Raw genomic sequence first — 22297 nt, 5'->3', positions numbered from 1 at the left:
TTTATCACCACAGGGCGGATAAATAAACTTTGATTCATCACCTGATCACTCACGGCAATCGAGGAAAAAACCATGAATCGCAAAATCGCATTGATCACTGGCGCCAGTCGTGGCTTGGGCAAAAACGCTGCCCTGCACCTTGCTGCTCAAGGCGTCGACATCATCGGCACTTACCACAGCCGCGCCGATGAGGCCCAGGCGCTGGTCGTGGAACTGGAAAAACTCGGCGCCAAAGCCGTGATGCTGCAACTGGACGTTGGCCGCAGCGACAGCTTTGCCGATTTCGGTTCTCGGGTTGAGCAAGCGTTACAGCAAACCTTCGACCGTCAGCGCTTTGATTTCCTGATCAACAACGCCGGGGTCGGTCTGCACGTCAGTTTCGCCGAGACCAGTGTTGAGCAATTCGACATGTTGATGAACGTGCATTTCAAAGGGCCGTTCTTCCTGACCCAGCAACTGCTGCCGCTGATCAACGACGGCGGCCGCATCATCAACATCTCCAGCGGCCTCGCCCGTTTCACCATCCCCGGCGCCAGTGCTTATGCGGCAATGAAAGGCGCGATTGAAGTGCTGACCCGCTATCAGGCGAAAGAGCTGGGCGCACGGCAGATTGCCGTGAATACCCTGGCGCCCGGTGCAATTGAAACCGACTTTGGCGGCGGCACCGTTCGCGACAACGCGGCAGTCAATGCGATGGTCGCCGACAACACCGCGCTGGGTCGCGCCGGTCAGCCGGATGACATTGGTGGGGCGCTGGCGCTGTTGCTGTCGCCGGGTGCACAGTGGATCAATGGTCAGCGGGTCGAGGCTTCCGGCGGGATGTTTCTCTAAAGTCCGGACACAAAAAATCGCAGCCTTTCGGGCTGCGATTTTTTTTGTTTATCCCTGACACGCATTGCGCATCATCACGCGCTCACGCACCACGTCATAACCCCAGTGATACACGTAGGTGTACGGCAGGAAAAACAGCAACACGCCGATGTCGAGCAAGAACGCCTGCCACAGGCTGACCGACAGCCACCAGGCAATCAGCGGCACGCCCATCACGATCAAGCCCCCTTCGAACAGCAACGCATGCACCACCCGCACCCAGGCGTTGTGCGCCACATTCATGCGTTCCAGCATGCGGTCGAAGAAGCGGTTGAACACCACGTTCCAACCCAGCGCCAGCAATGCGATCAGCACCGTCACCGCGCCCATTTCAAGCATCGGTTTTTGCATGATCCACGCCAGCAGCGGGGTGCAGATCAAAATGGCCAGCAGTTCGAAACCGATGGCCTGGAAAATACGTTCAGTGATGGATTTGTTGGCAGTCATGGCCTGAGTCCTTGAGTGAAGATGGTTGCCATGATCTATCCTCAAACCGATACTTCATAATCAATAACCATCGAGCAAGGCGATACTTGATGATCTCTCAGGAAGTGCTGTTGGCGTTTGTCCAGGCAGCCACGCAAGGTTCGTTTTCGGCAGCCGCGCGCAAACTCGGGCGCAGTCAGTCGACCATCAGCGCGGCGGTGGCCAGCCTGGAGATCGATCTGGATCTGCAGCTGTTCGATCGCAGCAGCCGCAAACCGACGCTGACCCCGGCCGGGCATGTGATGCTGCAACGTGCCGAAGCGATTCTGGCGGCCAGAAGTCGCCTGGAAATGACCGCACGGCAGTTGTCCCAAGGCGTCGAGCCGAAACTGACGGTGGCGATTTCCGACACGTATCAGTCGTACCGTTTTGAAGCCGCGCTGGTCGGTTTCGAGCAGCGTTATCCGGATCTGGAACTGGAATGTTTGATCGCTGAGTGCGATGACCTGATCGAGTTGGTGCAGCGCGGCCGTGCGCACCTGGCCTTCGCCGAGATGCAGGAAAACTATCCGCCGGATCTGGTCACCTCGACCGTGGCCGAACGCACGGAAATCGCCTTGTTCGTTAATCGCGACCATGCGCTGGCCAAGCTTGATCACATTGATCAGCACATCCTCGAGCAGCATCGCGAATTGCGTCTGGCGACGATCGTCAATCCGTATGACAGTCGTGGCAAAGGTCGGGTGTGGTCGGCGCCGAGTTACCTGATGCTGCTGGAAATGGCCGAGAAGGGTTTTGGCTGGGCGCCACTGCCGCGCTGGCTGGCGCAGCGTTTTGGCAATGATCTGCTGGTGGAGTTGAAGGTGCGTGGCTGGCCGAAACCGGTGTTTGTCGATGCGTTGTGGTCGCGGTTGTATCCGCCGGGGCCGGCGGGGAGTTGGTTGTTGAGCAAGATGCTGGAATAGCGGTGAAGATAGAGCCCCCCTCACCCCAGCCCTCTCCCCGAGGGAGAGGGGGCCGACCGAGGTGTCTTGCGTCATACATCGACCTGAGACACCGAGTCGATTATGGATTCATTGGATATGAGCTCAAAAGCCCCTCACCCCAGCCCTCCCGAAACGTCGGACCGCCCGTAGGGAGAGGGGGCCGACCGTGGTGTCTTGGGTCATACATCGACCTGAGAGACCGAGTCGATTATGGATTCGTTGCGACATTAAACCTCGACCAGGTTGGGTCGATTATGGATTCACCGCTGAGCGTTCAGGTCGGCGTACTTCTACAGCATCCCCCAATCAGTCCCCTCTCCCTCCGGGAGAGGGCTAGGGTGAGGGCAATTCCAGCGCCGAAAGCCGCCCTTCAATAAACCGCCTCTCCGGCTCCTGCCGCGTCAATTCCAAGGCTCGAAGATACGCCGCCCTCGCCACCTCCACCCGACCCAACTGCCGACAAAACTCCGCCCGCGCCGAATGCGCCAAGTGGTAATCCTGCAGCTCACCGCGCGCCAAAATCCCCTCAATCAAATTCAACCCCGCCAGCGCCCCATCACGCTTGGCCACCGCCACCGCCCGGTTCAACTCGATCACCGGCGAAGGCACTGCCCGCAACAGCACGTCATACAAGCCAACGATCTGCTCCCAATCCGTTTCTGCCGCCGTCGGCGCCTCGGCATGCACCGCTGCAATCGCCGCCTGCAAACAATACGGCCCGAACCGCCGCGTAGTCAGCGCACGCTCGACCAGCGCACAACCTTCAGCGATCAACTCGCTGTCCCACAATGATCGATCCTGATCGTCGAGCAAGACCAATTCACCACCCGGCGAAGTGCGCGCCGAGCGTCGTGATTCGTGCAACAACATCATCGCCAACAGCCCCATCACCTCCGGTTCCGGCAGCAACTCCATCAACAACCGACCCAGCCTGATCGCCTCACGCGTCAAATCCTCACGGGTCACCTCGGCCCCGCCCGACGCCGAATAGCCTTCGTTGAACACCAGATAAATCACCCGCAACACGCTGTCGAGGCGCTCGGGCAATTCGCTCAGGCTCGGGACTTGATAAGGGATTTTCGCGTCACGAATCTTGGCTTTCGCGCGCACGATACGTTGCGCTATCGCCGCTGGGGCGGAGAGAAACGCACGGGCGATTTCCTCGGTGGTCAGGTCGCAGACTTCGCGCAAGGTCAGCGGCACTTGCGCATCCGCCGCCAGCGCCGGGTGACAACAGGTGAAGATCAGCCGCAGACGATCGTCTTCCACGTCTTCGCCACTCCAGTCGGCCTGCTCCAGTTCTTCCAGTTGCGCTAACAACAATGGTTGCGAGGCCTTGAACCGGGCGCGGCGGCGCAACACGTCAATCGCCTTGAAACGCCCGGTCGAGACCAGCCAGGTGCGCGGGTTGTCCGGCACGCCGTCGCGCTGCCAGCGTTCGACCGCAACGAAGAACGCCTCGTGCAGGGCTTCTTCGGCGAGGTCGAAATCACCCAGCAAGCGAATCAGCGTCGCCAGAATCCGCCGCGAGTCTTCGCGATAGACCTGCTCGACCCGCGCGCGGACTTCAGACATTCAACTGCCGCACCGGGCGCACTTCAACGCTGCCCACCCGCGCCGCCGGAATGTTGCCGGCGACCTGGATGGCTTCGTTGAGATCCTTGGCGTCAATCAGGTAGAAACCGGCCAATTGCTCCTTGGTTTCGGCGAACGGGCCATCGGTGATCGACAGTTTGCCGTTGCGCATCCTGACGGTGGTAGCGGTCTGCACCGACTCCAGGGCCTCGGCGGCAACCATCCGCCCGCTGCCCTGAATCGACTCGGCATAAGCCCAGCACTCGGCGTCTTCCGGGCTGTCGGGCGATGAATGCAGCAGGCGTTCATCGCTGTAGACCAGGCATAAATACTTCATGGCGTTCTCCTGAAACGGACGGTTCAACTATGGCTGAAGATCAGGGCGTCACATCGAACAGGGTCGCGCCGCTCATCGGATCGAACGGCGCCGACCAGTGTTCGTGGGCGATTTTCCAGGCCCCGCCGACCTGGCGATAGCAGGCGGTGACGCGCATCCAGCAGCTCTGGGTTTCGCCCTTGTCGTTGGTGCCGCCGCAGTTCGCCACCCAGTGCGCGAAAGCGATGTTGTCGGCGCTTTCGATGGCGATTTCGTGGAACTCGAAAATGTGTGGGCCGGGGCACATTTCCATGCAGGCCACCCAGTGCTCGCGGTAGGCGGCTTTGCCCTTGAATTGCAGGGCCTTGATCGCGTCGAAGGAGACGATGTCGTCGGCGTACAGCGCCATGACTTTCTCCACATTCTTGGTCATGACGGCTTCGCGGTAGGTGTTGATCAGGGTCTGGATTTCAGCTTGTGCGCTCATGGTGTTCTCCGTGGTTTTTGTTGTGAAGACACCCTTAGTCGTTCGGCGGTTGGGCAGATCGACAGACGAAACAAAAAATTTCCGACGAAGCCAAAGTCGCTAGAATCGGCGGCTTACTCTTGTAGGAAAAAGGAAATTCCCGTGTCAGCCCAACTCGTGCCGTACGACAGCCTTAACGCTTTGCAGCGTAAGCAAGTCGAAGCGATTGAAATCCATGCCGAGCAGATCAAATTCTCCGGTGATATCCATGGTGCCTTGCACACGCTGCTGTCGAAACCCGGCCCGGGCGTGAAGGGGTTTGCCCTGCTGACGGAAGACGTGCCGGTGGCGTTTCTGCTGCTCAAACGCCCGCCGGTATTGCCGGCCTGGGCCAATGAACACAGCGCCACCCTGCATGCGTTGCAGGTCGATCGCCGCGCGCAGGGCAAGGGTTACGGCAAGGCCTGTCTGCAAGCGCTGCCCGACGCCGCGCGCCTGGCGTGGCCGGAGATCAAGGGGCTGGAATTGTCGGTGGACGCTGATAACGACGCGGCCATCGCCCTGTACGCCAAGCACGGCTATGTCGACAGCGGCGAAGCGTACAAGGGACGGATCGGTTACGAACGGCGCATGGGGCTGTTTTTCTAAGTCGGCGGGAGGGAACGCTGGACCGCAAACCCTGCAAAAACCTGTGGGAGCTGGCTTGCCAGCTCCCACAGGTTATGTGTGATGGGTCAGAGCGTGAGGATCATCTCGTGCCACGCCATGCCGCCGTGATCCGACTCCGACGGTTTGATGTAGGCAAAGCCAAACCCGGCATACAGCGGAATGTGCTGTTCCTTGCACATCAAATGAATCGTCGCCTTATCCATCCCGCGCATACGCTCGATGAACTCGCCCATCAAGCGCTTGGCCAAACCCTGCCCCTGATAATCCGGGTGCACCACCACCGACATGATCACCACGTTCGGGCCTTTCGGGTCGTGACCGATCAGTTCCTTGAACGCCTCGTCCGACATCTGCACGTCAAACGCCGCACCGGAATTGACGAAACCGGCGACCACGCCATCGACCTCAGCGACGATAAACCCTTGCGGCCAGGTGGCGATGCGCGTGGCGATCTTCTCGCGGGTGGCCGCTTCGTCGCCTTCGTAGGCAACGGTTTCGATGGCGTAGCAGCGGTCCAGGTCGGCGGCGGTGACGTTGCGAATGACGGTGTTCATGGCAGCTCGGAAATCAGCAGAAGAAAGTGCCGAAAGCATAAAGGAATAAGGCCTGCATATCGATGCGCACGGGCGGCGTAAAGCTTGCGTATAAGCGCTTTTCTTCGGGGTCGGGGCGGGCTATTTCTCAGGGGTGTCTCTGATCACCCTTGGGGGAAGCAACTTATGAGCAGCGTTCAGATCGGTCTGTTGATGGTGTTGGGCATCAGTACATTCGGCTTCATCACGCTGGCAATCGACTTGATGCGCACGCGGCGCAAACCGCGTTGAAAACATGAGGCGGATTGGTGATCCGCCTCATTGCTGTTGGCTCAAGCCTTGGTATCGACCGGCACGCAAATTTCCAGTTTCCCGGTGTGCTTCTTCGGGTTGAAATCGGCGCTGTAACGCTCCAACTCTGGAGCGTTGAGCTCCACATAGTGAGAGGTTGGCAGCCAGGTCTTGTAGATGTATTGCAGGGTTTGCGGCAGTTGATCGAGTGGCCCTTGGTGCTCAAACACCGCGTATTGCCGGGGCAGCACTTCGACCCATTGATAGACCTTCTGGTCGAGGTCATCGAGCTTGCTGATCTCCACCCCGGCGATGTAATCGAAGCCACCCTTGCCGTCGAAGTTGCTGCAGACCCCGTAGGTCACTTCGTTCTTTTGCCCCTGGATTTTTCCCAGGTGCGGCAAGAACTTTTCCCACAGCGCCGGGATGTCCCTGGCAGTGTCTTGGGTAAATCGACCGCGAAAACCTGCAATCAGCAGGAAGTGTCCATGTTCGAAGCGAGGTTCAGCCACTTCGACGCGTTTTTGCTCATCCATGACTCGACTCCTGGCACAAAAAAAGGGGTTCGGCTGGGAGTATAGAAAGCCAAACCCAATTCGCACGCTTACAGCGAATGCAACTGCTCGACGGCGCCCGAGCCGACAAATTCGTTGTAACCAGATACGATCACGTAGACCGCGAAATAGCAGAAGATCGCTGCAGATGCCATATAGGAATAGCGCAACAGCTTGTCGCCCAGCAGCTTGCCGCCGTGGCTCGCCGCGAAGCACAAACCCGCCGACCACAGCAGCCCGGCGCAAAGGAAACCACCGAGGAACAGCGCCGAACTCAGCGGGCCACCACCGCCGGAACGAGCGATCAACGTGCCGCCCACCGCCGCGAACCAGAGAATCGCGCTCGGCGACGACATGGCGAGAAAAATCCCCCGGAAGAACTCCTTGCGATGCGAGTTTTGCCCCACCTCAGCGGTCGCGGCCAATTGCGCTTCGTGGTGGATCGCCGAGTAAATCATCTTCGCCGCGAAGTAGATCAGCAGCACCGAACCGCCGATCCACAGCACCCAGCGCACAGTTTCGTATTGCAGCAACACGGTCATCCCGGCCAGCGCCAGCACCGCGTAAATCAGGTCGCCGACACAGGTGCCGAGGCCCAGCGCAAAGCCCTGAAAGTAACCGCGCTGCATCGCCAGGGTGATCATGGCGATGTTGGCCACGCCGATATCCAGGCACAGCGAAAGGCTCAGCAAGAAGCCGCTGGTGAATTCCATCTACCGATTTCCTTGGGCAAAAATGTTTGAAAAACGCGCTGGACAGTATGCCATCACAGCCCTTATCTTCGGCCACAGGTCACCGCAGTGACCAGCGTCGCTCGGACGGTTCCGGGCGCTTACGTTATCCGAGGCAACAATGGCTGAACAAGGTTCGCCGCGCCGCTTTGCGCGCATAGATCGACTCCCCCCTTACGTTTTCAACATCACCGCCGAGCTGAAGATGGCCGCGCGTCGTCGTGGTGAAGACATCATCGACTTGAGCATGGGCAACCCCGACGGCGCCACGCCGCCGCACATTGTCGAAAAACTCGTACAAGTTGCCCAACGCGAAGACACCCACGGTTACTCGACGTCCAAGGGCATTCCGCGCCTGCGCCGGGCGATTTCCAATTGGTACAAGGATCGCTACGCGGTCGATATCGACCCGGAAAGCGAAGCCATTGTCACCATCGGTTCCAAGGAAGGCCTGGCACACTTGATGCTGGCGACCCTGGATCAGGGCGACACCGTACTGGTGCCGAACCCGAGCTACCCGATTCACATTTACGGTGCGGTGATTGCCGGCGCCCAGGTGCGTTCGGTGCCGCTGGTGCCGGGCGTGGACTTCTTCGATGAGCTGGAACGGGCGATTCGTGGCTCGATTCCGAAACCGAAAATGATGATCCTCGGTTTCCCGTCGAACCCGACTGCGCAGTGCGTGGAACTGGATTTCTTCGAACGCGTGATCGCCCTCGCCAAGCAGTACGACGTGCTGGTGATTCACGATCTGGCTTACGCCGACATCGTCTACGACGGCTGGAAAGCCCCGTCGATCATGCAGGTGCCGGGCGCCAAGGACATCGCGGTGGAGTTTTTCACCCTGTCCAAGAGCTACAACATGGCCGGCTGGCGCATCGGTTTCATGGTCGGTAATCCGGAACTGGTGAACGCCTTGGCGCGGATCAAGAGCTACCACGACTACGGCACCTTCACTCCGCTGCAAGTCGCGGCGATTGCTGCGCTGGAAGGTGATCAGCAGTGCGTGCGCGACATTGCCGAGCAGTATCGCCAGCGTCGCAACGTGCTGGTCAAAGGCCTGCATGAGCTGGGCTGGATGGTCGAAAATCCGAAGGCGTCGATGTATGTCTGGGCGAAGATTCCTGAGCAGTACGCGCATCTGGGTTCGCTGGAGTTCGCCAAGAAACTGCTGGCCGAGGCCAAAGTCTGCGTGTCGCCGGGGGTGGGTTTTGGTGAGTATGGCGATGATCACGTGCGCTTTGCGCTGATCGAAAACCAGGACCGCATTCGTCAGGCAGTACGCGGGATTCGCGGGATGTTCCGGGCCGATGGCCTGGCCCCGAAAACCTCCGCCTGACGCACTGATCGTTCCCACGCTCCGCGTGGGAATGCAGCCCGGGACGCTCCGCGTCCCAAAGCGGACGCAGAGCGTCCATTGAGGTATTCCCACGCAGAGCGTGGGAACGATCCACCCACAAAAAAACCGCATCGCTGCGGTTTTTTTGTGTCTGCAAGAAGCTGTTTAAACGAATAGCGACAGCAGCAGGATAAAGCCCAACGCAACCACCGAGAGGATGGTTTCCATCGCCGTCCAGGTCTTGAACGTCTCGGCCACGGTCATGTTGAAGTATTGCTTCACCAGCCAGAAACCGGCGTCGTTCACGTGCGACAGGATCAGCGAACCGGCGCCCGTGGCGAGCACCAGCAACTCACGGTTAACGCCCGGAATCATCCCCACCACCGGCACCACAATGCCGGCGCCAGTGATGGTCGCGACCGTTGCCGAACCGGTCGCGATCCGAATCACCGCTGCCACCAGCCAGGCCAACAGGATCGGCGAGATCTGTGCGCTGACCGCCATGTGGCCAATCACGTCGCCCACACCGCTGGTCACCAGCATCTGCTTGAAGCCACCGCCGGCACCGATGATCAGGATGATCGCGGCGGTTGGCGCCAGGCTTGCGTCGAGCCACTTGAGCATCTGCTGGGAACCGATGCCCTGCTTGTGCCCGAAGGTGTACAGCGACAGCAGTAACGCCAGCAGTAGTGCCGAGATCGGGTGACCGATCATGTCCATCCAGGTGCGGAAGAAGTGGCCGTCCGGCAGCGCCACGTCTGCGAAGGTTTTCAGCAGCATCAGGAACACCGGCAGCAGCACGGTGATCAGGGTGATGCTGAAGCTCGGCAACTTGGCCGAGTCGTCGTTTTCACGGGCCAGTTGATCGACCAGTTCCTGATTCGGGTGACCCGGAATGTGCTTGGCGATGAACGTACCGAAGATCGGGCCGGCAATGATGGCGGTCGGCAGCGCAACGATCAGACCATAAAGAATGGTCTTGCCGATGTCCGCGCCGAACACGCCGATGGCCAGCAACGGTCCCGGGTGCGGCGGCACCAGACCGTGCACGGCGGACAGGCCGGCCAGCAGCGGGATACCGATCTTGATGATCGACACACCGGTGCGGCGCGCAACGATGAACACCAGCGGAATCAGCAGGACAAAGCCGATTTCGAAGAACAGCGGGATGCCCACCAGAAACGCGGCGAACATCATTGCCCACTGGACTTTGTCTTTACCGAACGCACGGATCAGGGTCTGGGCAATCTGATCCGCCCCGCCCGACTCGGCCATCATTTTGCCGAGCATGGTGCCCAGCGCAAGGATGATGCCGACGAAACCGAGCACGCCACCGAAGCCGTCCTGGAACGCTTTGATGATGGTGCCGATCGGCATGCCCGACGTCAGGCCGAGGAACGCGGCGGCGATGGTCAGGGAGATGAAGGGGTGAATCTTGAATTTGGTAATCAGGATAATCAGGCCGATTACCGTGACCACTGCATCGAGCAGCAGGTAGGCGTCGTGGGACATGCCAAACATTGGGGGTGTCTCCTGGATTGTTGTTGTTATTAAAGCGGGTTAAACAGAAGTCGTGAGGACAGCGCTATCTCTTTCAACACACTCATACCGCCTGTTTCAGACCGTTGGCCTGCCACCAGACGTGAGCCTGGGACGCCAGTTCTTCAACGCTGTGGATCGAAGCATTCAACGCCAACGTCAACGGCTCGCCCTTGGGCGATTCGAGGGTGGCGAACTGGCTTTCGATCAACGTGGCCGGCATGAAGTGGCCCGGACGATGGGACACACGTTCAGCGGCGACTTCAGGGGTCAATTCAAGAAACACGAAACCCAGGCCCGGCAAGGCACTGCGCAACACTTCGCGATAACTGTGTTTAAGGGCCGAGCAGGTCAGCACCGGGCGTTTGCCCGACGCGTCGACGCGACGCAGTTCATCGCACAGGCTGTCGAGCCAGCCGGCACGGTCGTCGTCGTTCAGGGGGATCCCCGCGCTCATCTTTTCGATGTTCGCGGCCGGATGGAAAGTATCGCCTTCAATGGCAGTGGCGCCGCTCAATTGGCACAGGGCCTCGCTGACGCACGTCTTGCCGCAACCGGCAACGCCCATGATGACCAGGGCGGTGATGGGATGACTCATATAACACCTCAGCGCGCAGACAGCGCTACCTTTGCTAGCTATGACTCTAGTGCACAGGCAGAAGTTGCCGACGCCTTCTTGTCGTTTTTTTGGGTTGCAGCAGGTTTGTTCCCAACGCCAAAAAGCGAAGATCAGGCAGGACCTCGCTTACGCATTTACAGCTGCATCAGGACAGCGCTACCTTAGTGCCTTGATTTTTGTTTGGCAAGCCGCCCGATGACCTCCCCTAAAAACGATAAAAACACTCGCACCACTGGCCGTCCCACCCTGAATGAAGTTGCCCGCCTGGCCGGTGTCAGCCCGATTACCGCCTCCCGCGCCTTGCGTGGCGTCAGCACCGTGGCCACCGAACTGGTGGAAAAAGTCCAGAAAGCCGCCCTCGAACTCAACTACGTGGTCAACCCGGCCGCCCGCGCTTTAGCTTCGGCGCAAAGCCATTCGGTGGTGGTGTTAGTGCCGTCGCTGTCCAACTTGCTGTTCATCGATACGCTGGAAGCCATTCATCGGGTACTGACGCCCAAGGGCTTCGAAGTGCTAATCGGCAACTTCCATTACTCCCGTGATGAAGAAGAAAACCTGCTGCGCAACTACATGGCCTATCAGCCACGCGGTTTTTTGTTGACCGGGTTTGATCGCACGGAAAGTTCGCGGCGGATGATTGAGGCGAGCAACATTCCCTGCGTGTACATGATGGAACTCGACAGCGCCGCCGGGGTGAATTGCGTAGGTTTCTCGCAACTCAGTGCCGGTGAAACAGCGGCTGAGCATTTGCTTTCGCGAGGGCGCAAGCGTCTGGCGTATATAGGCGCGCAACTCGATCAGCGTACCTTGTTGCGCGGTGAAGGTTTTCGCAAGGCGCTGCAGAAGGCCGGGCGTTATGACCCGGATCTGGAAGTGCTGACACCGCGTGCCTCGTCGGTGGGGTTAGGTGGGGAATTGTTTTTGCAGTTGCTCGCGGCGCATCCGGATGTTGATGCGATCTTCTTCGGTAACGACGACCTGGCGCAGGGTGCGTTGCTGGAAGCACTGCGCAACGGCATCAAGATTCCGGAGCAGGTGGCGATTCTCGGTTTCAACGACTTGCCGATGTCCGAGCACATGGTGCCGCGCCTGAGCAGCATCAACACCCCGCGTGAAGCGATTGGCCGGCGTGCGGCGGAGCAGATGTTGACGCTGATGGCGGGTAACAGCGTGGCGCGGCCAGTTGAAGACATGGGCTTCGAGCTGAAGATCCGCGAAAGTACCTGACCTCCCTCAGGTTTTTGTAGTGTTCACAAATCCAGAGTTTGACCACAATCCCTGTGGGAGCGAGCTTGCTCGCGAAGGCGTCATTTCAGTCGACATCTTTGTTGGCTGATCCACCGCTTTCGCGAGCAAGCTCGCTCCCACAGTTGGATCTGCGCAATGTTCAATGGCTGAGCAGGTCAACCAGAGCCAGCGCGCCTTTCTGTAGCGGCTGGCTCTTGAGCCACACCGCATGCACCGGCATCACCAGTCCGTTTTCGATGTTGCGGAAATTCAGCCGTTTCAGCCGCCCGGCCTCGATCCGCGACTGCACCACCGACAACGGAAAGTTACCCCAGCCCAATCCCGCCTCGACCATTTCCATCGCCGTCTCGAGGCTGTCGGTGCGCCAATACGACTCCGCCACCAACGGCCGTGTCTCACTGATCGGCAAATCACGGCTGGCGACGATGATCTGCCGCACGTGCACCAGGTCTTCGAGAAACACATCCTGCTCCCGCAACAGCGGACTGTCTGCCGCCAGCGTGGCGATCATCCGTTCGCTGCCGACAAACTGAAAACGCTCCAGCACGTTCATGCTCAACCCGGCGAACGCCAGACACACGCTGACCCGGCCACTGTGCAGCATCGCCAGCACGTCATCCTGCGGCGCGGTCAACACTTCGATATCGAGCAGCGGATGCCGCTCGGCAATCACCTTGATCGCGGCCAGCAAACGGCGACGGTCGATGTCGGCGACCACGCCGATCGATAACTTGCTCTCCAGCCCCAACGACAACTCCACCGCGTGCACTTGCAGGTGTTTGAGTTGTTCGGCGATCAATCGCGCGTGGGGCACCAACGACAGCGCCATCGCCGTGGGTTGCGGTTCGCGATGGCTGCGGTCGAACAGCAGATAACCCAGTTCGGCTTCAAGATTACCGATGCCCATGCTCACCGCCGAGGGGACTTTGCCCAGCGCCCGCGCTGCCGCCGAAAACGAGCCGCGTTCGATCACGGCAAGAAACAGCTCGATGCTGTCGCTGTTGAAATTCACTTTTCACACCTATCAACAAAACTGAAAGCTACTGACTTTTTCTGTCAGCCCTATTGAAGCTATCTTTCGCAGCCTTCGCCAGTCCCGCTGGCCAACGAATGGCAAGAAAGAGGCAATTCCCTATGCAAGGCGTTAAACGCAAACTGGTCTACGTTTCGCTCTACGAAGTGATCGGCATGACCTTCTCCGCCCTCGGTCTGGCGCTGTTGTCCGGCACCTCGCCGGGCAGTACCGGGCCGCTGGCGGTGATCATTACCACCATCGCCGTGACCTGGAATTTCATCTACACCTCGCTGTTCGAGCATTGGGAAAGCCGTCAGGTATCGCGCACGCGCACGGTTAAACGCCGTATCGCCCACGCCGTCGGCTTTCAACTGACGTTGATCGTGTTCCTGATTCCGTTGATCGCCTGGTGGATGAACATCAGCCTGGTGCAGGCGTTTCTGCTGGATCTGGCGCTGATCATTTTCATCCCGTGCTACACGTTCGCGTTCAACTGGCTGTTTGACCGGATCTTCGGCTTGCCCGCTTCGGCCCTTCCCGATACGGCGGCTGCGGCATAAATCGTTAATTCGTAAACAGATATTGCGAGAAATCGGCGGGCTTCCGCACTACGCCGCCGATATTCACAATCCGCTGACTCCGATAGCAGGCTAAGCTTTTCCATCAATAAAAAATGGATCAGCCCATGACTGCACACGCCTCCGCCGCCGCGCAACGCGACGGCATCGACCCGGTACGCGCCGCCGAGATTTCCGCCCGCATCGACCGTCTCCCCGCCGTCGCGACGATCTGGCGGCTGGTGGCGCTGCTGTCGATCGGTGGGTTCTTCGAACTCTACGATCTGTTCCAGACCGCCTACATCAGCCCCGGCCTGATCCGCGACGGCATCTTCGCCACCGGCAATCAGGGGGTGTTCGGTTTCTCCGATCAGGCGGCGTTTGCCTCGGCGACGTTCCTCGGCCTGTTCCTCGGCGCCAGCCTGCTCAGCCCGTTGGCGGATCGCTTCGGCCGCCGCGCGATCTTCACCTTTGCGCTGGTCTGGTACACGGTCGCGACGGTGTTGATGGGCATTCAGAGTTCGGCGCTGGGCATCATCTGCATGCGTTTTCTGGTCGGCATCGGTCTGGGCATCGAACTGGTGACCATCGACGCCTACCTCTCGGAACTGGTGCCCAAACGCATGCGCAGTTCGGCGTTTGCCTTTGCGTTTTTCGTGCAGTTCCTGTCGGTGCCGGCGGTGGCGCTGATGTCGTGGTGGCTGGTGCCGCAAGCGCCGTTCGGCATCAGCGGCTGGCGCTGGGTGGTGTTGGCCAGTGCGGTGTTTGCGCTGTTTATCTGGTGGCTGCGCCAGCGCCTGCCGGAATCGCCGCGCTGGTTGGCGCAGCATGGCCGCTTTGATGAAGCCAAGCGAATTCTCGACCACATCGAAGCACGTTGCGAAAAGGACCATCGTCAACCGCTGGACGCACCCGAAGCAGTTCCGGTCGACGTCGAAGGCAAGGGCCGCTTCGCCGATATCTGGCAGCCACCGTATCGCCGCCGCGCGTTGATGTTGATCGTCTTCCACATCTTCCAGGCCATCGGCTTCTTCGGTTTCGGCAACTGGTTGCCGGCGTTGCTCTCCGGTCAGGGTGTCAGCGTCACCCACAGTTTGATGTACGCCTTCATCATCACCCTCGCCTACCCGCTCGGGCCGCTGCTGTTCGTCAAGTTTGCCAATCGTTTCGAAAACAAATGGCAGATCGTCGGTTCGGCCCTCGGTGCGATGACCTTCGGCACCCTGTTCGCCCTGCAAACCAGCGCGTTCGGGCTGATCTTCTGCGGGGTGATGATCACCTTCTGCAACGCCTGGCTGAGCTTCAGTTATCACTCCTATCAGAGCGAATTGTTCCCGACCAACATCCGCGCCCGCGCAGTAGGCTTCTGCTATTCGTTCAGTCGTTTGTCGACGGTGTTCAGCAGCCTGTTGATCGGCTTGTTTCTCGACAATTTCGGTACGCCCGGGGTGTTGGCATTCATCGTCAGCAGCATGCTGATCGTGATGCTGACCATCGGCTGGTTCGGCCCGCGCACACGCAATCTGGCCCTGGAAAACATTGCCCATCGCTGAGAGGCAACGGTCATCCTCTGCCGCTTATCGGCAAGGGATGACCGCCACGACCACTTGAGCAATGCTCAAATCATTGAAATATAGGGATTTATCTACAAGGCACGGTAATTGCTCCGCTACGCCAGTCAGCAATTACCTTCAGGTCCGCACATCATGTTGATCAGTGCCAAACAACAGCAAATCATTCACTTGCCCAAAGCACTGAATGACGATGCGACATCCATCGCCGCCGCCGGTCTGCAAGGTGGTCTGCACGGGGCCATGCTGCAAACCCTGCAAAATCAGACCCAGGCGCAAACCGCTGAAGCCACTGCCCAGGTGCAGAATTCGGCCACGCAGGTCGCCACCCAGCAAGTCAGCGAAGCCTCGCGCATCAGCGACAACGTCGACGAAGCGTTCGCCAAGACTCGCGTTGGCCTGCAATCGACCGACGCCACCAGCGCTTCGGCAACATCCGCCACTGACGAATTCAAGGACTACATGAGCAAGACGCCGGAACAGCGTCTGCGCGACAGTATCCTGCAGTCGATGGGGTTGACCGAAGACGACATCAAAGCCATGCCGCCGGAGAAACAACAGGCCATCGGCAAAGAGATTGCCGAGCGTTTGCAGGACAAGATGAAATTGGCACAGACGGAGAAAGACAACGACGTGAAGGACAGCGACAAGCAAGCGGACAAGTTTCTCGCTGCGCTCTGATCTCCAGGTCGCCTGAAATGAAATGTGGGAGCGAGCTTGCTCGCGAAGGCGGTGTTTCAGTGAAACTTCCATCGACTGACACACTGCTTTCGCGAGCAAGCTCGCTCCCACATTGATTGTATCCAGCTGAAGAAATCAGTTCAGTTGCAGGGTTTCATTGAACTGGCTGATCGCATCCACCACATGCCGCGAACCCTGCTGAATCTCCAGAATCACCTCCCCCGCTTCATTCGCCAGTTCCACCCCGAGCCCGGTCCGACTCAGGCTCGACTGCATACTCGACACCGCACTTAGCGACAGGTCATGGTTCTTGCGCACCACTTCGACAATTTCCAGCGTGGCCTGACTGGTGCGCGCCGCGAGGCTGCGCACTTCATCGGCTACCACGGCAAACCCGCGCCCGTGTTCACCGGCCCGCGCCGCTTCGATGGCGGCGTTGAGCGCCAGCAGGTTGGTCTGATCGGCAATGCCGCGGATGGTCTGGACGATGGTGCCGATGATGTCCGATTGTTTGCTGACCGCATCGATGCTGGACGCCGCTTCGTTGAGGTCGCGGGAAATGTCCTGAATGATCTGCACCGTCTGCTGCACGACCTGTGAGCCTTTTTGCGCGCAGGCGTCGTTTTGTACCGAAGTGCTGTGGGCCGATTCGGCAGCGTTCTGCAAGGTGGTCATCTGATGGGTGATGTCGCTGGCGAACTTCACCACTTTGTACAGTCGGCCCTTGGCATCGAACAGCGGGTTGTAGGAGGCTTCGAGGTAAACCATCTGCCCGGACTTGTTCTTGCGCTCGAAACGATGCGAGTGATATTCGCCGCGGTTGAGCGAAGCCCAGAAGGCCTTGTACTGCGCAGATTCGGCTTCGGCACGATGGCAGAACAGGCTGTGGTGATGACCGACGATTTCATTGAGCGAGTACTGCATGGTCTTCAGAAAGTTGTCGTTGGCGGCGATGACATTGCCTTCCGGGGTGAACTCGATCACCGCCATCGAGCGACTGATCGCCGCCAGCATGCTTTCTTCTTCGTGTTCTTTATTGACCCGCGCGGTGATGTCCGCCGCCACTTTGATCACGCTTCTGACTTGTTTGTCCGGGCCATACACCGGCATGTAACTGGCTTCGAGCCAGACTTCTTTGCCGGCCTTGTTCAAGCGCAGAAACGTGCCGCTGATCGGTTCGCCACGGGCCAGGTCGCGCCACAATTTGGCGTATTCCTCGCTGCGGTAGAACGCCTCTTCACAAAACACCCGATGATGCTTGCCGCGCACTTCGTCGGCGCTGTAGCCCATGGTCTTGCAGAAGTTGTCGTTGGCATCGAGAACGATGCCATCAGGGCTGAACTCGATCATGGCCATCGAGCGGCTGATCGCTGCCAACTTGGCGTTGGCCTCGGTCAGTGCGCAGCTGAAGCGCTCGATTTCCTGCAGGTCAGCCTTGTGATGTAGGTTGAACATGGTTGTATCACCTTTAGCGCGGTCTTTTGATTTGATGAAAGTTCAGTTCTTTCAAGATCCACCACTACGTTCCACAGAACAGGCACACGCATTCCTCCACGGGAGGAAGTTGTCAGGTGATAAATGATGATCAATCGGAGCGTCCATGCAGCGACGCTCTAATCAAGACATCCTTCTCTTGATAGCCCGCACGCGGGCCAGCCCTAACGCGTTGAAGAACTTCCATGTAGGCGACGCTCCTTGTTGGTTCAGTGTCGGTGCCTTGGCTTGCGCACTCTGGCAGCATGAATTCACGGACCAACGCTGTGCATCCGGCATGGTTTGGCATGACGGTCGACATAGTTAGTTACAGGAAGCATAGCCAGCGGGAAGGCTTGCGCAAGGCCACTAGTCGGCCAGTATCTGGCACTTTTTGCACAAGAATCGGTTCAGCGCGGGGAGAAATGTTGCCGGGGCGGACGCTTTCGCGAGCAGGCTCGTTCCCACATATGGAACGCATTCCCTTGTGGGAGCGAGCCTGCTCGCGAAGGCAAAAGTTGCAGCACTACAAAAACAACAAAAATGACTTACAGACTTCCAGTCACCTTGGTCGCCACATCCGCAGGCACCCAAGCTTTCCAGACCTGCGGCTGATCACGCAAGAACGCCTGCGCCACCACTCTCGGCTGCAAGCGTTTTTCGCTCATTCCCGCCAACGTCTGGTTCAACAGATCTATCGGCAAGTCGACCTTTTCAAAGAACGTCACCAGTTCCGGGTACTGCGCCTTGAACGGCGCCGACACACCAATCGCCAGGCTTGCCGGCATCGACCGCGTGCCCTTGGGGTTCGGGTTGTTGGCATCGGCCAGGGTCTTCCAGGCCTCGGCATCGAACGGTGGTTCATCGAGTTTGACCAGTTTGAATCGACCCAGCAGCGGCGTCGGTGACCAGTAGTAGAACAACACCGGTTTACCGCGCTTGATCGACGACGCCACCTCGGCATCCAGCGCCGCGCCGGAACCGGTGCGGAAGTTGACGAAGCTGTCGTTCAGCGCATAAGCCTTGAGCTTCTGGCTGTTGACGATTTCCGAGGTCCAGCCGGTCGGGCTGTTGAGGAAACGTCCGCGCGACGGATCTTCCGGGTCGCGGAACACATCCTTGTAACGCGGCAGGTCCGCCACTGATTTCAACTCCGGCGCCAGCGGCTTGATCCCACGCTCGGGGTCGCCCTTGATCACATATTCCGGCACCCACCAGCCTTCGGTCGCGCCTTTGACCGTGTCGCCGAGGCCGAACACCTTGCCCTCGCCGGCAGCCTTGACCCACGCCGGACTGCGCCCGGCCCACTCTTCGCCGATCACCTGAATATCGTTTTTCGCCAGCGCCGCTTCGAGGCTGACGGTGCTGCCCGGCAGTGTATCGGTCGGGTAGCCGTAGCCTTTTTCAACGATCAGGCGCAGCACTTCGGTGATGAAACTGCCGCTTTCCCAAGTGATGTCGCCGAAGTGAATCGGCGCGGTTTTTTCCGTTGCGGATACAGCGCCGACACTCAGGCTCAACGCCAATAGCGAGCTGCCGAGCAGGGTTTTGATCGATCTCATGCGGACCTCTTGTCTTGCAGAAATTGGTTGGCGCTGTGGCGATCGCACAGTGCTTGGGAACGCGTCATGTACACGCTGACCGAACGCTGGGAGATGCCCAGTTCGGCAGCGATTTGCGGGTAGGTCAGGCCATCGATGCGCGCCAGCAGAAAAGTCGTGCGGACCTTGCCGGGCAAGCGTTGCAGGCTGTGATCGAGGCGGTGGAGGGTTTGCGAGAGCGTGACGAGGTCCTCGGGGGAGGCGGCGTAATCGACATCGATTGACTGGCGATGACGACGCTCCAGGTCAGCCCGTCGCCAGCGCTGATAAAGCAGACGCTGGGCGATGGTCGTCAGCAAGGCGCGAGGTTCACGAATGGCCGTCAGTGCCGGGGCCTGGAGCAATTGCGCGAAGGTTTCTGCGGCAATGTCTTCGCTGCTGGCGCGGTCATGCACATGACCGCGCAGGTAAGCGCAGAGCCAGCGGTAGTGGGCGCGGAACAGACCGTCCACGGTGTGGCGATGGCAAAGCTCGGCGCCGGACATAGGGGCTCCTGGGTTAGGGGTCGCTTGAATGTCCGGTCGTCCGGTGGCGCGATCGTAGCAAGGCGCCTTATTCGTTAAAAATACTTAAAACGAATTCTTATATTCCATTAATGCATTAGCGAACGTGGCTATAGCCCGCCGCCTCGGCCTCTTGTTGATAGTCGAGGAGAATCTGGTAATCACGGGTGCTCGCCGGCAGTATTTCCGGCAAGCCCAGTGTTTTCGCGACGTCGGGCAGTTCGCGCAAGGTCTGGTTCATCACGTGCCGAAGCGTTTCGATCTGCTCGTCCGTGGCGCTGGCGACAGTAATGAACGGCAGAGTCGGGCTCAGGGCACTGCGCGCAATCACTCGCAAGGCGCTGACCTCGTGCGGCGCATGCTGCGCCAGGTAGGCGTAGGTGACGCTGTCGATGGCCGCCAGATCGGCGCGGTGTTCGCGCAACCAGCGCAGGCTTTCGCGATGACCACCGCTGATGCCGACCGAAGCGAAGAATTGCCCGTGCTGATGCAGCGGTGCCAGGCGCTGACGGAACAGGTTCATGCCACTGTTGGAATCCTCACTGTTGATCACCCCGCGACTGTCGCGCAACTGCGCGAGGGTTTGGCGTGGGTCATCGGCACGGCTGAGAATCAGGCTGCAATGATTGCCGGCGCTGGCGTCGGGCAGTTCGTAGCGTGGGCGGCCGACGAGGCGCACCTGCCCGCGCAACGCGGTCATCAGCGGATAGCCGCAGGTTTGCGTGAGCAACAGATCCGGTGATAACCAGAGTTCGGGCAATGACAGGCCATCAGCGCTCAGACGCGTGTGCCCAAGCTGCTCGAGGATGCGCGCAATCCAGCGCTCATTCGCCGCGCGGATCGGCTCGGGGGCGACGTACATCAGGAGTTCGGTGTGGTGTTGGCTCATCAGTGCTTTCTCATACAACGATTTTCCAATGTGGGAGCGAGCTTGCTCGCGAATGCGGTGTGTCATTCAAAACATTTTGGACTGATACGCCGCATTCGCGAGCAAGCTCACTCCCACAGGGGTCGGTGGTGTTCTTGGGTTAGTGGAACGGATGCTGCGGGCTGTCGATTGGCTTGATGCCATGACGGCGCCAGAACTCGCCATACCCTCGCACCAGAAACCCGCCACTGCGCGCAATCCATTGCTCGCGATGCATCCGGTAAACCTTGGGCAAGTCGTACCACGAAAGCTTCGGCAAGTCGTGATGCACCAGATGAAAATTCAGATTGAGGAACAACCAGCGCCACGGCCAACCGGCCTCATTGAGCACCGTGCGTTGTTCCGGTTGCGCATGCGGGCGATGTTCGTAGTAGGAGCGAATCATCGCGATCGACAGCGCCGGCACGCTGATCAACAACAGGTAATGCCACACCGGCAGCGCGCTGTAGCGGGCGATGAACCCCAGCATCAGCAGGGTGAACGCGCCGTGGGTCAGCCACATCAGCCAAGCCTGGCGCTCGCCGTTTTTCAAGCGTTGCAGCTCCTCGCTGGCGAGCGCCAACAGCGCCAGTGGCGCACCCATCGCGAAACGGCCGAGGACGGTTTTGTTCAGCCAATGCAGACTGCGTTCGAACAGCGAACTGCCCTGCCAGCGTGCTGCCGTCAGGTAGCGACTTTCCGGGTCGACACCGGGCACGGTCAAATTCTCATCGCGATGGTGCAGCAAGTGACTGTCGCGATAGAGCGTGTACGGATACCAGACTGCGAATGGCGCATAGCCGAGGATTTTGTTGACCAGGTTCCAGCGCGTCGGATGCCCGTGAAGCAGTTCGTGTTGCACTGACAACCAGAGCACCAGCAACGGGATCAGCAGCACCGTGCTCACGCCACGACCGAGCCAATGGCTATTGAGCACAATGGTGAACCAACTGCCGTAAACGCCGATCAGCAACAGCCAGGTGGGCCATTCGGTGCGGGCGGTAAAGCGTTGGCGCAGGGTTTCGATTTGCTGACGGTGGGCGGCGTCGAAGTAATGGGGCATGGCGTTGCTCGAAGCGGGAGTCTTGCCCTTCTGTGCAACGACGCTGCGCAATCTTGCAGATTATTTTCAGGTTCAGGCAGGAGCCCGAGAACCGGGCTCCGGAAAGGCGTGATCAGTGACCGAAGATGTCGACCTTTTTGGCTTTCTTCTCTGCGCGTTTTTCAATCGCGGTCTTGGCCGGTTTCTTCTTCGCGGCTTTCTTTGAATCCATACCTTTGGACATGATGCGTACTCCACTCACAGGGGATGTAGGCTCAGGTATACACCTATCCTGTTGCGCGCGTTCTTTTATAATCGCCGCTTTCAGCGCCGACAGTCCGATCCCATGCCCGACACCCAATACAGCCTGCTCGACGAGTCGTTATGGCCGTTGATGAACAAGTTTTACCGCAGCCACCAATCCTCGATGAAGGCCGTTCGCGAGGCACAATTGTGGGTAGCGCGGCGTGGTGAGATTGTCGCCGCATTATGTTTACGGCCAGTGGCCGGGGGGCATTGGTTGACCGGGTTGTTTGTGGATCCCGGGTGTCGTGAGCAAGGGATTGCCGCGCAGTTGATCGCGGTGGCAGTGGAGGATGTGAGCGAGCCGGTGTGGCTGTTCTGCCATCCGGATCTGCGTGAGTTTTATGAGCGACGCGGGTTCACCTTCGACCCGGCGCTGCCGCAGGCGATGGCGGAGCGGTTGAGCCGGTATGCGCGGAGCAAGCCGATGATTGCGATGGAGCTGAGACCCTCTAAATCCTGATGTGCAACGCAAAACCTGT

The 22297-nt window shown here is 59.2% G+C and carries 23 protein-coding genes and 2 pseudogenes; 9 read left to right on the top strand and 16 right to left on the bottom strand.

Annotated elements, in window-relative coordinates; genetic code table 11:
- Window positions 1-72 precede the first annotated feature (72 nt).
- A complete protein-coding gene (locus WA225_RS10805) occupies window positions 73-831 on the top strand; it encodes an SDR family NAD(P)-dependent oxidoreductase (RefSeq protein WP_422607912.1) in 759 nt (252 codons plus the stop codon).
- Between the two features lie 48 nt (window positions 832-879).
- On the opposite strand, the gene WA225_RS10800 is transcribed toward WA225_RS10805, so the two are convergent.
- The gene (locus WA225_RS10800; protein ID WP_422607911.1) at window positions 880-1317 is read right to left on the bottom strand and encodes a multidrug/biocide efflux PACE transporter; all 438 of its coding nucleotides are present in this window, start codon (window positions 1315-1317) and stop codon (window positions 880-882) included.
- Window positions 1318-1406: 89 nt separating this feature from the next.
- On the opposite strand from WA225_RS10800, the gene WA225_RS10795 reads away from it, so the two are divergent.
- On the top strand, window positions 1407-2261 hold the full coding sequence (locus tag WA225_RS10795) for a LysR family transcriptional regulator (protein ID WP_422607910.1): 855 nt from the start codon (window positions 1407-1409) through the stop codon (window positions 2259-2261).
- A gap of 354 nt (window positions 2262-2615) precedes the next feature.
- Here WA225_RS10795 and WA225_RS10790 read toward each other — a convergent pair whose 3' ends face one another.
- From WA225_RS10790 to WA225_RS10780, 3 genes are read right to left on the bottom strand one after another with little or no spacing between them, the layout of a single operon-like run.
- Window positions 2616-3857 carry an RNA polymerase sigma factor gene (locus tag WA225_RS10790; protein ID WP_422607909.1) on the bottom strand — a complete coding sequence of 414 codons (1242 nt, stop codon included), beginning with the start codon at window positions 3855-3857 and terminating at the stop codon, window positions 2616-2618.
- On the bottom strand, window positions 3850-4194 hold the full coding sequence (locus WA225_RS10785; RefSeq protein ID WP_008081988.1) for a YciI family protein: 345 nt from the start codon (window positions 4192-4194) through the stop codon (window positions 3850-3852). Before WA225_RS10785 ends, WA225_RS10790 begins: the two co-directional genes overlap by 8 nt.
- Window positions 4195-4234: 40 nt before the next feature.
- Complete coding sequence (locus WA225_RS10780; protein ID WP_422607908.1) at window positions 4235-4660, bottom strand: YybH family protein; 426 nt, start codon at window positions 4658-4660, stop codon at window positions 4235-4237.
- A 141-nt stretch (window positions 4661-4801) separates the two neighbouring features.
- Between WA225_RS10780 and WA225_RS10775 the strand changes: the two genes are divergently transcribed.
- Window positions 4802-5287, top strand: a complete 486-nt coding sequence (locus tag WA225_RS10775) for a GNAT family N-acetyltransferase (RefSeq protein ID WP_422607907.1) — start codon at window positions 4802-4804, stop codon at window positions 5285-5287.
- Between the two features lie 86 nt (window positions 5288-5373).
- Here WA225_RS10775 and WA225_RS10770 read toward each other — a convergent pair whose 3' ends face one another.
- From WA225_RS10770 to WA225_RS10760, 3 genes are all read right to left on the bottom strand, one after another.
- Window positions 5374-5862, bottom strand: a complete 489-nt coding sequence (locus WA225_RS10770; protein WP_422607906.1) for a GNAT family N-acetyltransferase — start codon at window positions 5860-5862, stop codon at window positions 5374-5376.
- A 311-nt stretch (window positions 5863-6173) separates the two neighbouring features.
- Window positions 6174-6668 (bottom strand): GyrI-like domain-containing protein, encoded by a 495-nt coding sequence (locus WA225_RS10765; RefSeq protein WP_422607905.1) that lies wholly within the window; start codon window positions 6666-6668, stop codon window positions 6174-6176.
- Between the two features lie 68 nt (window positions 6669-6736).
- Window positions 6737-7399, bottom strand: coding sequence for a LysE family translocator (locus tag WA225_RS10760; protein ID WP_422607904.1), 663 nt, complete (start codon window positions 7397-7399; stop codon window positions 6737-6739).
- 139 nt (window positions 7400-7538) lie between these two features.
- Here WA225_RS10760 and alaC point away from each other — a divergent pair, with 139 nt between their 5' ends.
- Window positions 7539-8756: an alanine transaminase gene (gene alaC, locus WA225_RS10755; RefSeq protein WP_397482044.1), complete on the top strand. Its 1218-nt coding sequence runs from the start codon at window positions 7539-7541 to the stop codon at window positions 8754-8756.
- A gap of 165 nt (window positions 8757-8921) precedes the next feature.
- On the opposite strand, the gene WA225_RS10750 is transcribed toward alaC, so the two are convergent.
- Entirely contained in the window at window positions 8922-10277 is a 1356-nt protein-coding gene (locus WA225_RS10750; RefSeq protein ID WP_315445636.1) for a GntP family permease, read from the bottom strand.
- Window positions 10278-10359: 82 nt separating this feature from the next.
- Entirely contained in the window at window positions 10360-10893 is a 534-nt protein-coding gene (locus WA225_RS10745; protein WP_122589500.1) for a gluconokinase, read from the bottom strand.
- Between the two features lie 216 nt (window positions 10894-11109).
- Between WA225_RS10745 and WA225_RS10740 the strand changes: the two genes are divergently transcribed.
- Window positions 11110-12141: a LacI family DNA-binding transcriptional regulator gene (locus WA225_RS10740; protein ID WP_422607903.1), complete on the top strand. Its 1032-nt coding sequence runs from the start codon at window positions 11110-11112 to the stop codon at window positions 12139-12141.
- 160 nt (window positions 12142-12301) lie between these two features.
- On the opposite strand, the gene WA225_RS10735 is transcribed toward WA225_RS10740, so the two are convergent.
- Window positions 12302-13174, bottom strand: coding sequence for a LysR family transcriptional regulator (locus WA225_RS10735; protein WP_422607902.1), 873 nt, complete (start codon window positions 13172-13174; stop codon window positions 12302-12304).
- 122 nt (window positions 13175-13296) lie between these two features.
- On the opposite strand from WA225_RS10735, the gene WA225_RS10730 reads away from it, so the two are divergent.
- The 3 genes from WA225_RS10730 (at window position 13297) to WA225_RS10720 (ending at window position 15986) form a co-directional block, all read left to right on the top strand.
- Window positions 13297-13737, top strand: a complete 441-nt coding sequence (locus tag WA225_RS10730) for a PACE efflux transporter (RefSeq protein WP_422607901.1) — start codon at window positions 13297-13299, stop codon at window positions 13735-13737.
- 125 nt (window positions 13738-13862) lie between these two features.
- The gene (locus WA225_RS10725; RefSeq protein WP_422607900.1) at window positions 13863-15287 is read left to right on the top strand and encodes an MFS transporter; all 1425 of its coding nucleotides are present in this window, start codon (window positions 13863-13865) and stop codon (window positions 15285-15287) included.
- Between the two features lie 153 nt (window positions 15288-15440).
- Window positions 15441-15986, top strand: coding sequence for a hypothetical protein (locus tag WA225_RS10720; RefSeq protein WP_422607899.1), 546 nt, complete (start codon window positions 15441-15443; stop codon window positions 15984-15986).
- A 135-nt stretch (window positions 15987-16121) separates the two neighbouring features.
- On the opposite strand, the pseudogene WA225_RS10715 reads toward WA225_RS10720, so the two are convergent.
- From WA225_RS10715 to WA225_RS10690, 6 genes and pseudogenes are all read right to left on the bottom strand, one after another.
- A pseudogene (locus WA225_RS10715) lies at window positions 16122-16544 on the bottom strand (methyl-accepting chemotaxis protein); the annotation flags it as partial.
- 120 nt (window positions 16545-16664) lie between these two features.
- Window positions 16665-17441, bottom strand: a pseudogene (locus WA225_RS10710) (PAS domain-containing protein); the annotation flags it as partial.
- Between the two features lie 566 nt (window positions 17442-18007).
- Window positions 18008-19021 (bottom strand): ABC transporter substrate-binding protein, encoded by a 1014-nt coding sequence (locus tag WA225_RS10705; protein ID WP_064119153.1) that lies wholly within the window; start codon window positions 19019-19021, stop codon window positions 18008-18010.
- Window positions 19018-19545 (bottom strand): sigma-70 family RNA polymerase sigma factor, encoded by a 528-nt coding sequence (locus WA225_RS10700; RefSeq protein WP_422607898.1) that lies wholly within the window; start codon window positions 19543-19545, stop codon window positions 19018-19020. Before WA225_RS10700 ends, WA225_RS10705 begins: the two co-directional genes overlap by 4 nt.
- A gap of 115 nt (window positions 19546-19660) precedes the next feature.
- Complete coding sequence (locus WA225_RS10695; protein WP_422607897.1) at window positions 19661-20452, bottom strand: phosphate/phosphite/phosphonate ABC transporter substrate-binding protein; 792 nt, start codon at window positions 20450-20452, stop codon at window positions 19661-19663.
- Between the two features lie 139 nt (window positions 20453-20591).
- The gene (locus tag WA225_RS10690) at window positions 20592-21533 is read right to left on the bottom strand and encodes a fatty acid desaturase (RefSeq protein WP_422607896.1); all 942 of its coding nucleotides are present in this window, start codon (window positions 21531-21533) and stop codon (window positions 20592-20594) included.
- Window positions 21534-21858: 325 nt separating this feature from the next.
- On the opposite strand from WA225_RS10690, the gene WA225_RS10685 reads away from it, so the two are divergent.
- Complete coding sequence (locus WA225_RS10685) at window positions 21859-22278, top strand: GNAT family N-acetyltransferase (RefSeq protein WP_422607895.1); 420 nt, start codon at window positions 21859-21861, stop codon at window positions 22276-22278.
- Window positions 22279-22297 lie beyond the last annotated feature (19 nt).

Source organism: Pseudomonas sp., from assembly GCF_049300855.1.
GTDB lineage: Bacteria > Pseudomonadota > Gammaproteobacteria > Pseudomonadales > Pseudomonadaceae > Aquipseudomonas.
This window is presented reverse-complemented; position numbering and strand designations above follow the sequence as displayed.

What these genes read in the sequence shown, in the direction of transcription:
- WA225_RS10805 (WP_422607912.1), top strand. Translation starts at nt 73, where the DNA reads ATGAATCGCAAAATCGCATTGATCACTGGCGCCAGTCGTGGCTTGGGC.
- WA225_RS10800 (WP_422607911.1), bottom strand. Translation starts at nt 1,317, where the DNA reads ATGACTGCCAACAAATCCATCACTGAACGTATTTTCCAGGCCATCGGT.
- WA225_RS10795 (WP_422607910.1), top strand. Translation starts at nt 1,407, where the DNA reads ATGATCTCTCAGGAAGTGCTGTTGGCGTTTGTCCAGGCAGCCACGCAA.
- WA225_RS10790 (WP_422607909.1), bottom strand. Translation starts at nt 3,857, where the DNA reads ATGTCTGAAGTCCGCGCGCGGGTCGAGCAGGTCTATCGCGAAGACTCG.
- WA225_RS10785 (WP_008081988.1), bottom strand. Translation starts at nt 4,194, where the DNA reads ATGAAGTATTTATGCCTGGTCTACAGCGATGAACGCCTGCTGCATTCA.
- WA225_RS10780 (WP_422607908.1), bottom strand. Translation starts at nt 4,660, where the DNA reads ATGAGCGCACAAGCTGAAATCCAGACCCTGATCAACACCTACCGCGAA.
- WA225_RS10770 (WP_422607906.1), bottom strand. Translation starts at nt 5,862, where the DNA reads ATGAACACCGTCATTCGCAACGTCACCGCCGCCGACCTGGACCGCTGC.
- WA225_RS10765 (WP_422607905.1), bottom strand. Translation starts at nt 6,668, where the DNA reads ATGGATGAGCAAAAACGCGTCGAAGTGGCTGAACCTCGCTTCGAACAT.
- WA225_RS10760 (WP_422607904.1), bottom strand. Translation starts at nt 7,399, where the DNA reads ATGGAATTCACCAGCGGCTTCTTGCTGAGCCTTTCGCTGTGCCTGGAT.
- alaC (WP_397482044.1), top strand. Translation starts at nt 7,539, where the DNA reads ATGGCTGAACAAGGTTCGCCGCGCCGCTTTGCGCGCATAGATCGACTC.
- WA225_RS10750 (WP_315445636.1), bottom strand. Translation starts at nt 10,277, where the DNA reads ATGTTTGGCATGTCCCACGACGCCTACCTGCTGCTCGATGCAGTGGTC.
- WA225_RS10745 (WP_122589500.1), bottom strand. Translation starts at nt 10,893, where the DNA reads ATGAGTCATCCCATCACCGCCCTGGTCATCATGGGCGTTGCCGGTTGC.
- WA225_RS10740 (WP_422607903.1), top strand. Translation starts at nt 11,110, where the DNA reads ATGACCTCCCCTAAAAACGATAAAAACACTCGCACCACTGGCCGTCCC.
- WA225_RS10730 (WP_422607901.1), top strand. Translation starts at nt 13,297, where the DNA reads ATGCAAGGCGTTAAACGCAAACTGGTCTACGTTTCGCTCTACGAAGTG.
- WA225_RS10725 (WP_422607900.1), top strand. Translation starts at nt 13,863, where the DNA reads ATGACTGCACACGCCTCCGCCGCCGCGCAACGCGACGGCATCGACCCG.
- WA225_RS10720 (WP_422607899.1), top strand. Translation starts at nt 15,441, where the DNA reads ATGTTGATCAGTGCCAAACAACAGCAAATCATTCACTTGCCCAAAGCA.
- WA225_RS10705 (WP_064119153.1), bottom strand. Translation starts at nt 19,021, where the DNA reads ATGAGATCGATCAAAACCCTGCTCGGCAGCTCGCTATTGGCGTTGAGC.
- WA225_RS10700 (WP_422607898.1), bottom strand. Translation starts at nt 19,545, where the DNA reads ATGTCCGGCGCCGAGCTTTGCCATCGCCACACCGTGGACGGTCTGTTC.
- WA225_RS10695 (WP_422607897.1), bottom strand. Translation starts at nt 20,452, where the DNA reads ATGAGCCAACACCACACCGAACTCCTGATGTACGTCGCCCCCGAGCCG.
- WA225_RS10690 (WP_422607896.1), bottom strand. Translation starts at nt 21,533, where the DNA reads ATGCCCCATTACTTCGACGCCGCCCACCGTCAGCAAATCGAAACCCTG.
- WA225_RS10685 (WP_422607895.1), top strand. Translation starts at nt 21,859, where the DNA reads ATGCCCGACACCCAATACAGCCTGCTCGACGAGTCGTTATGGCCGTTG.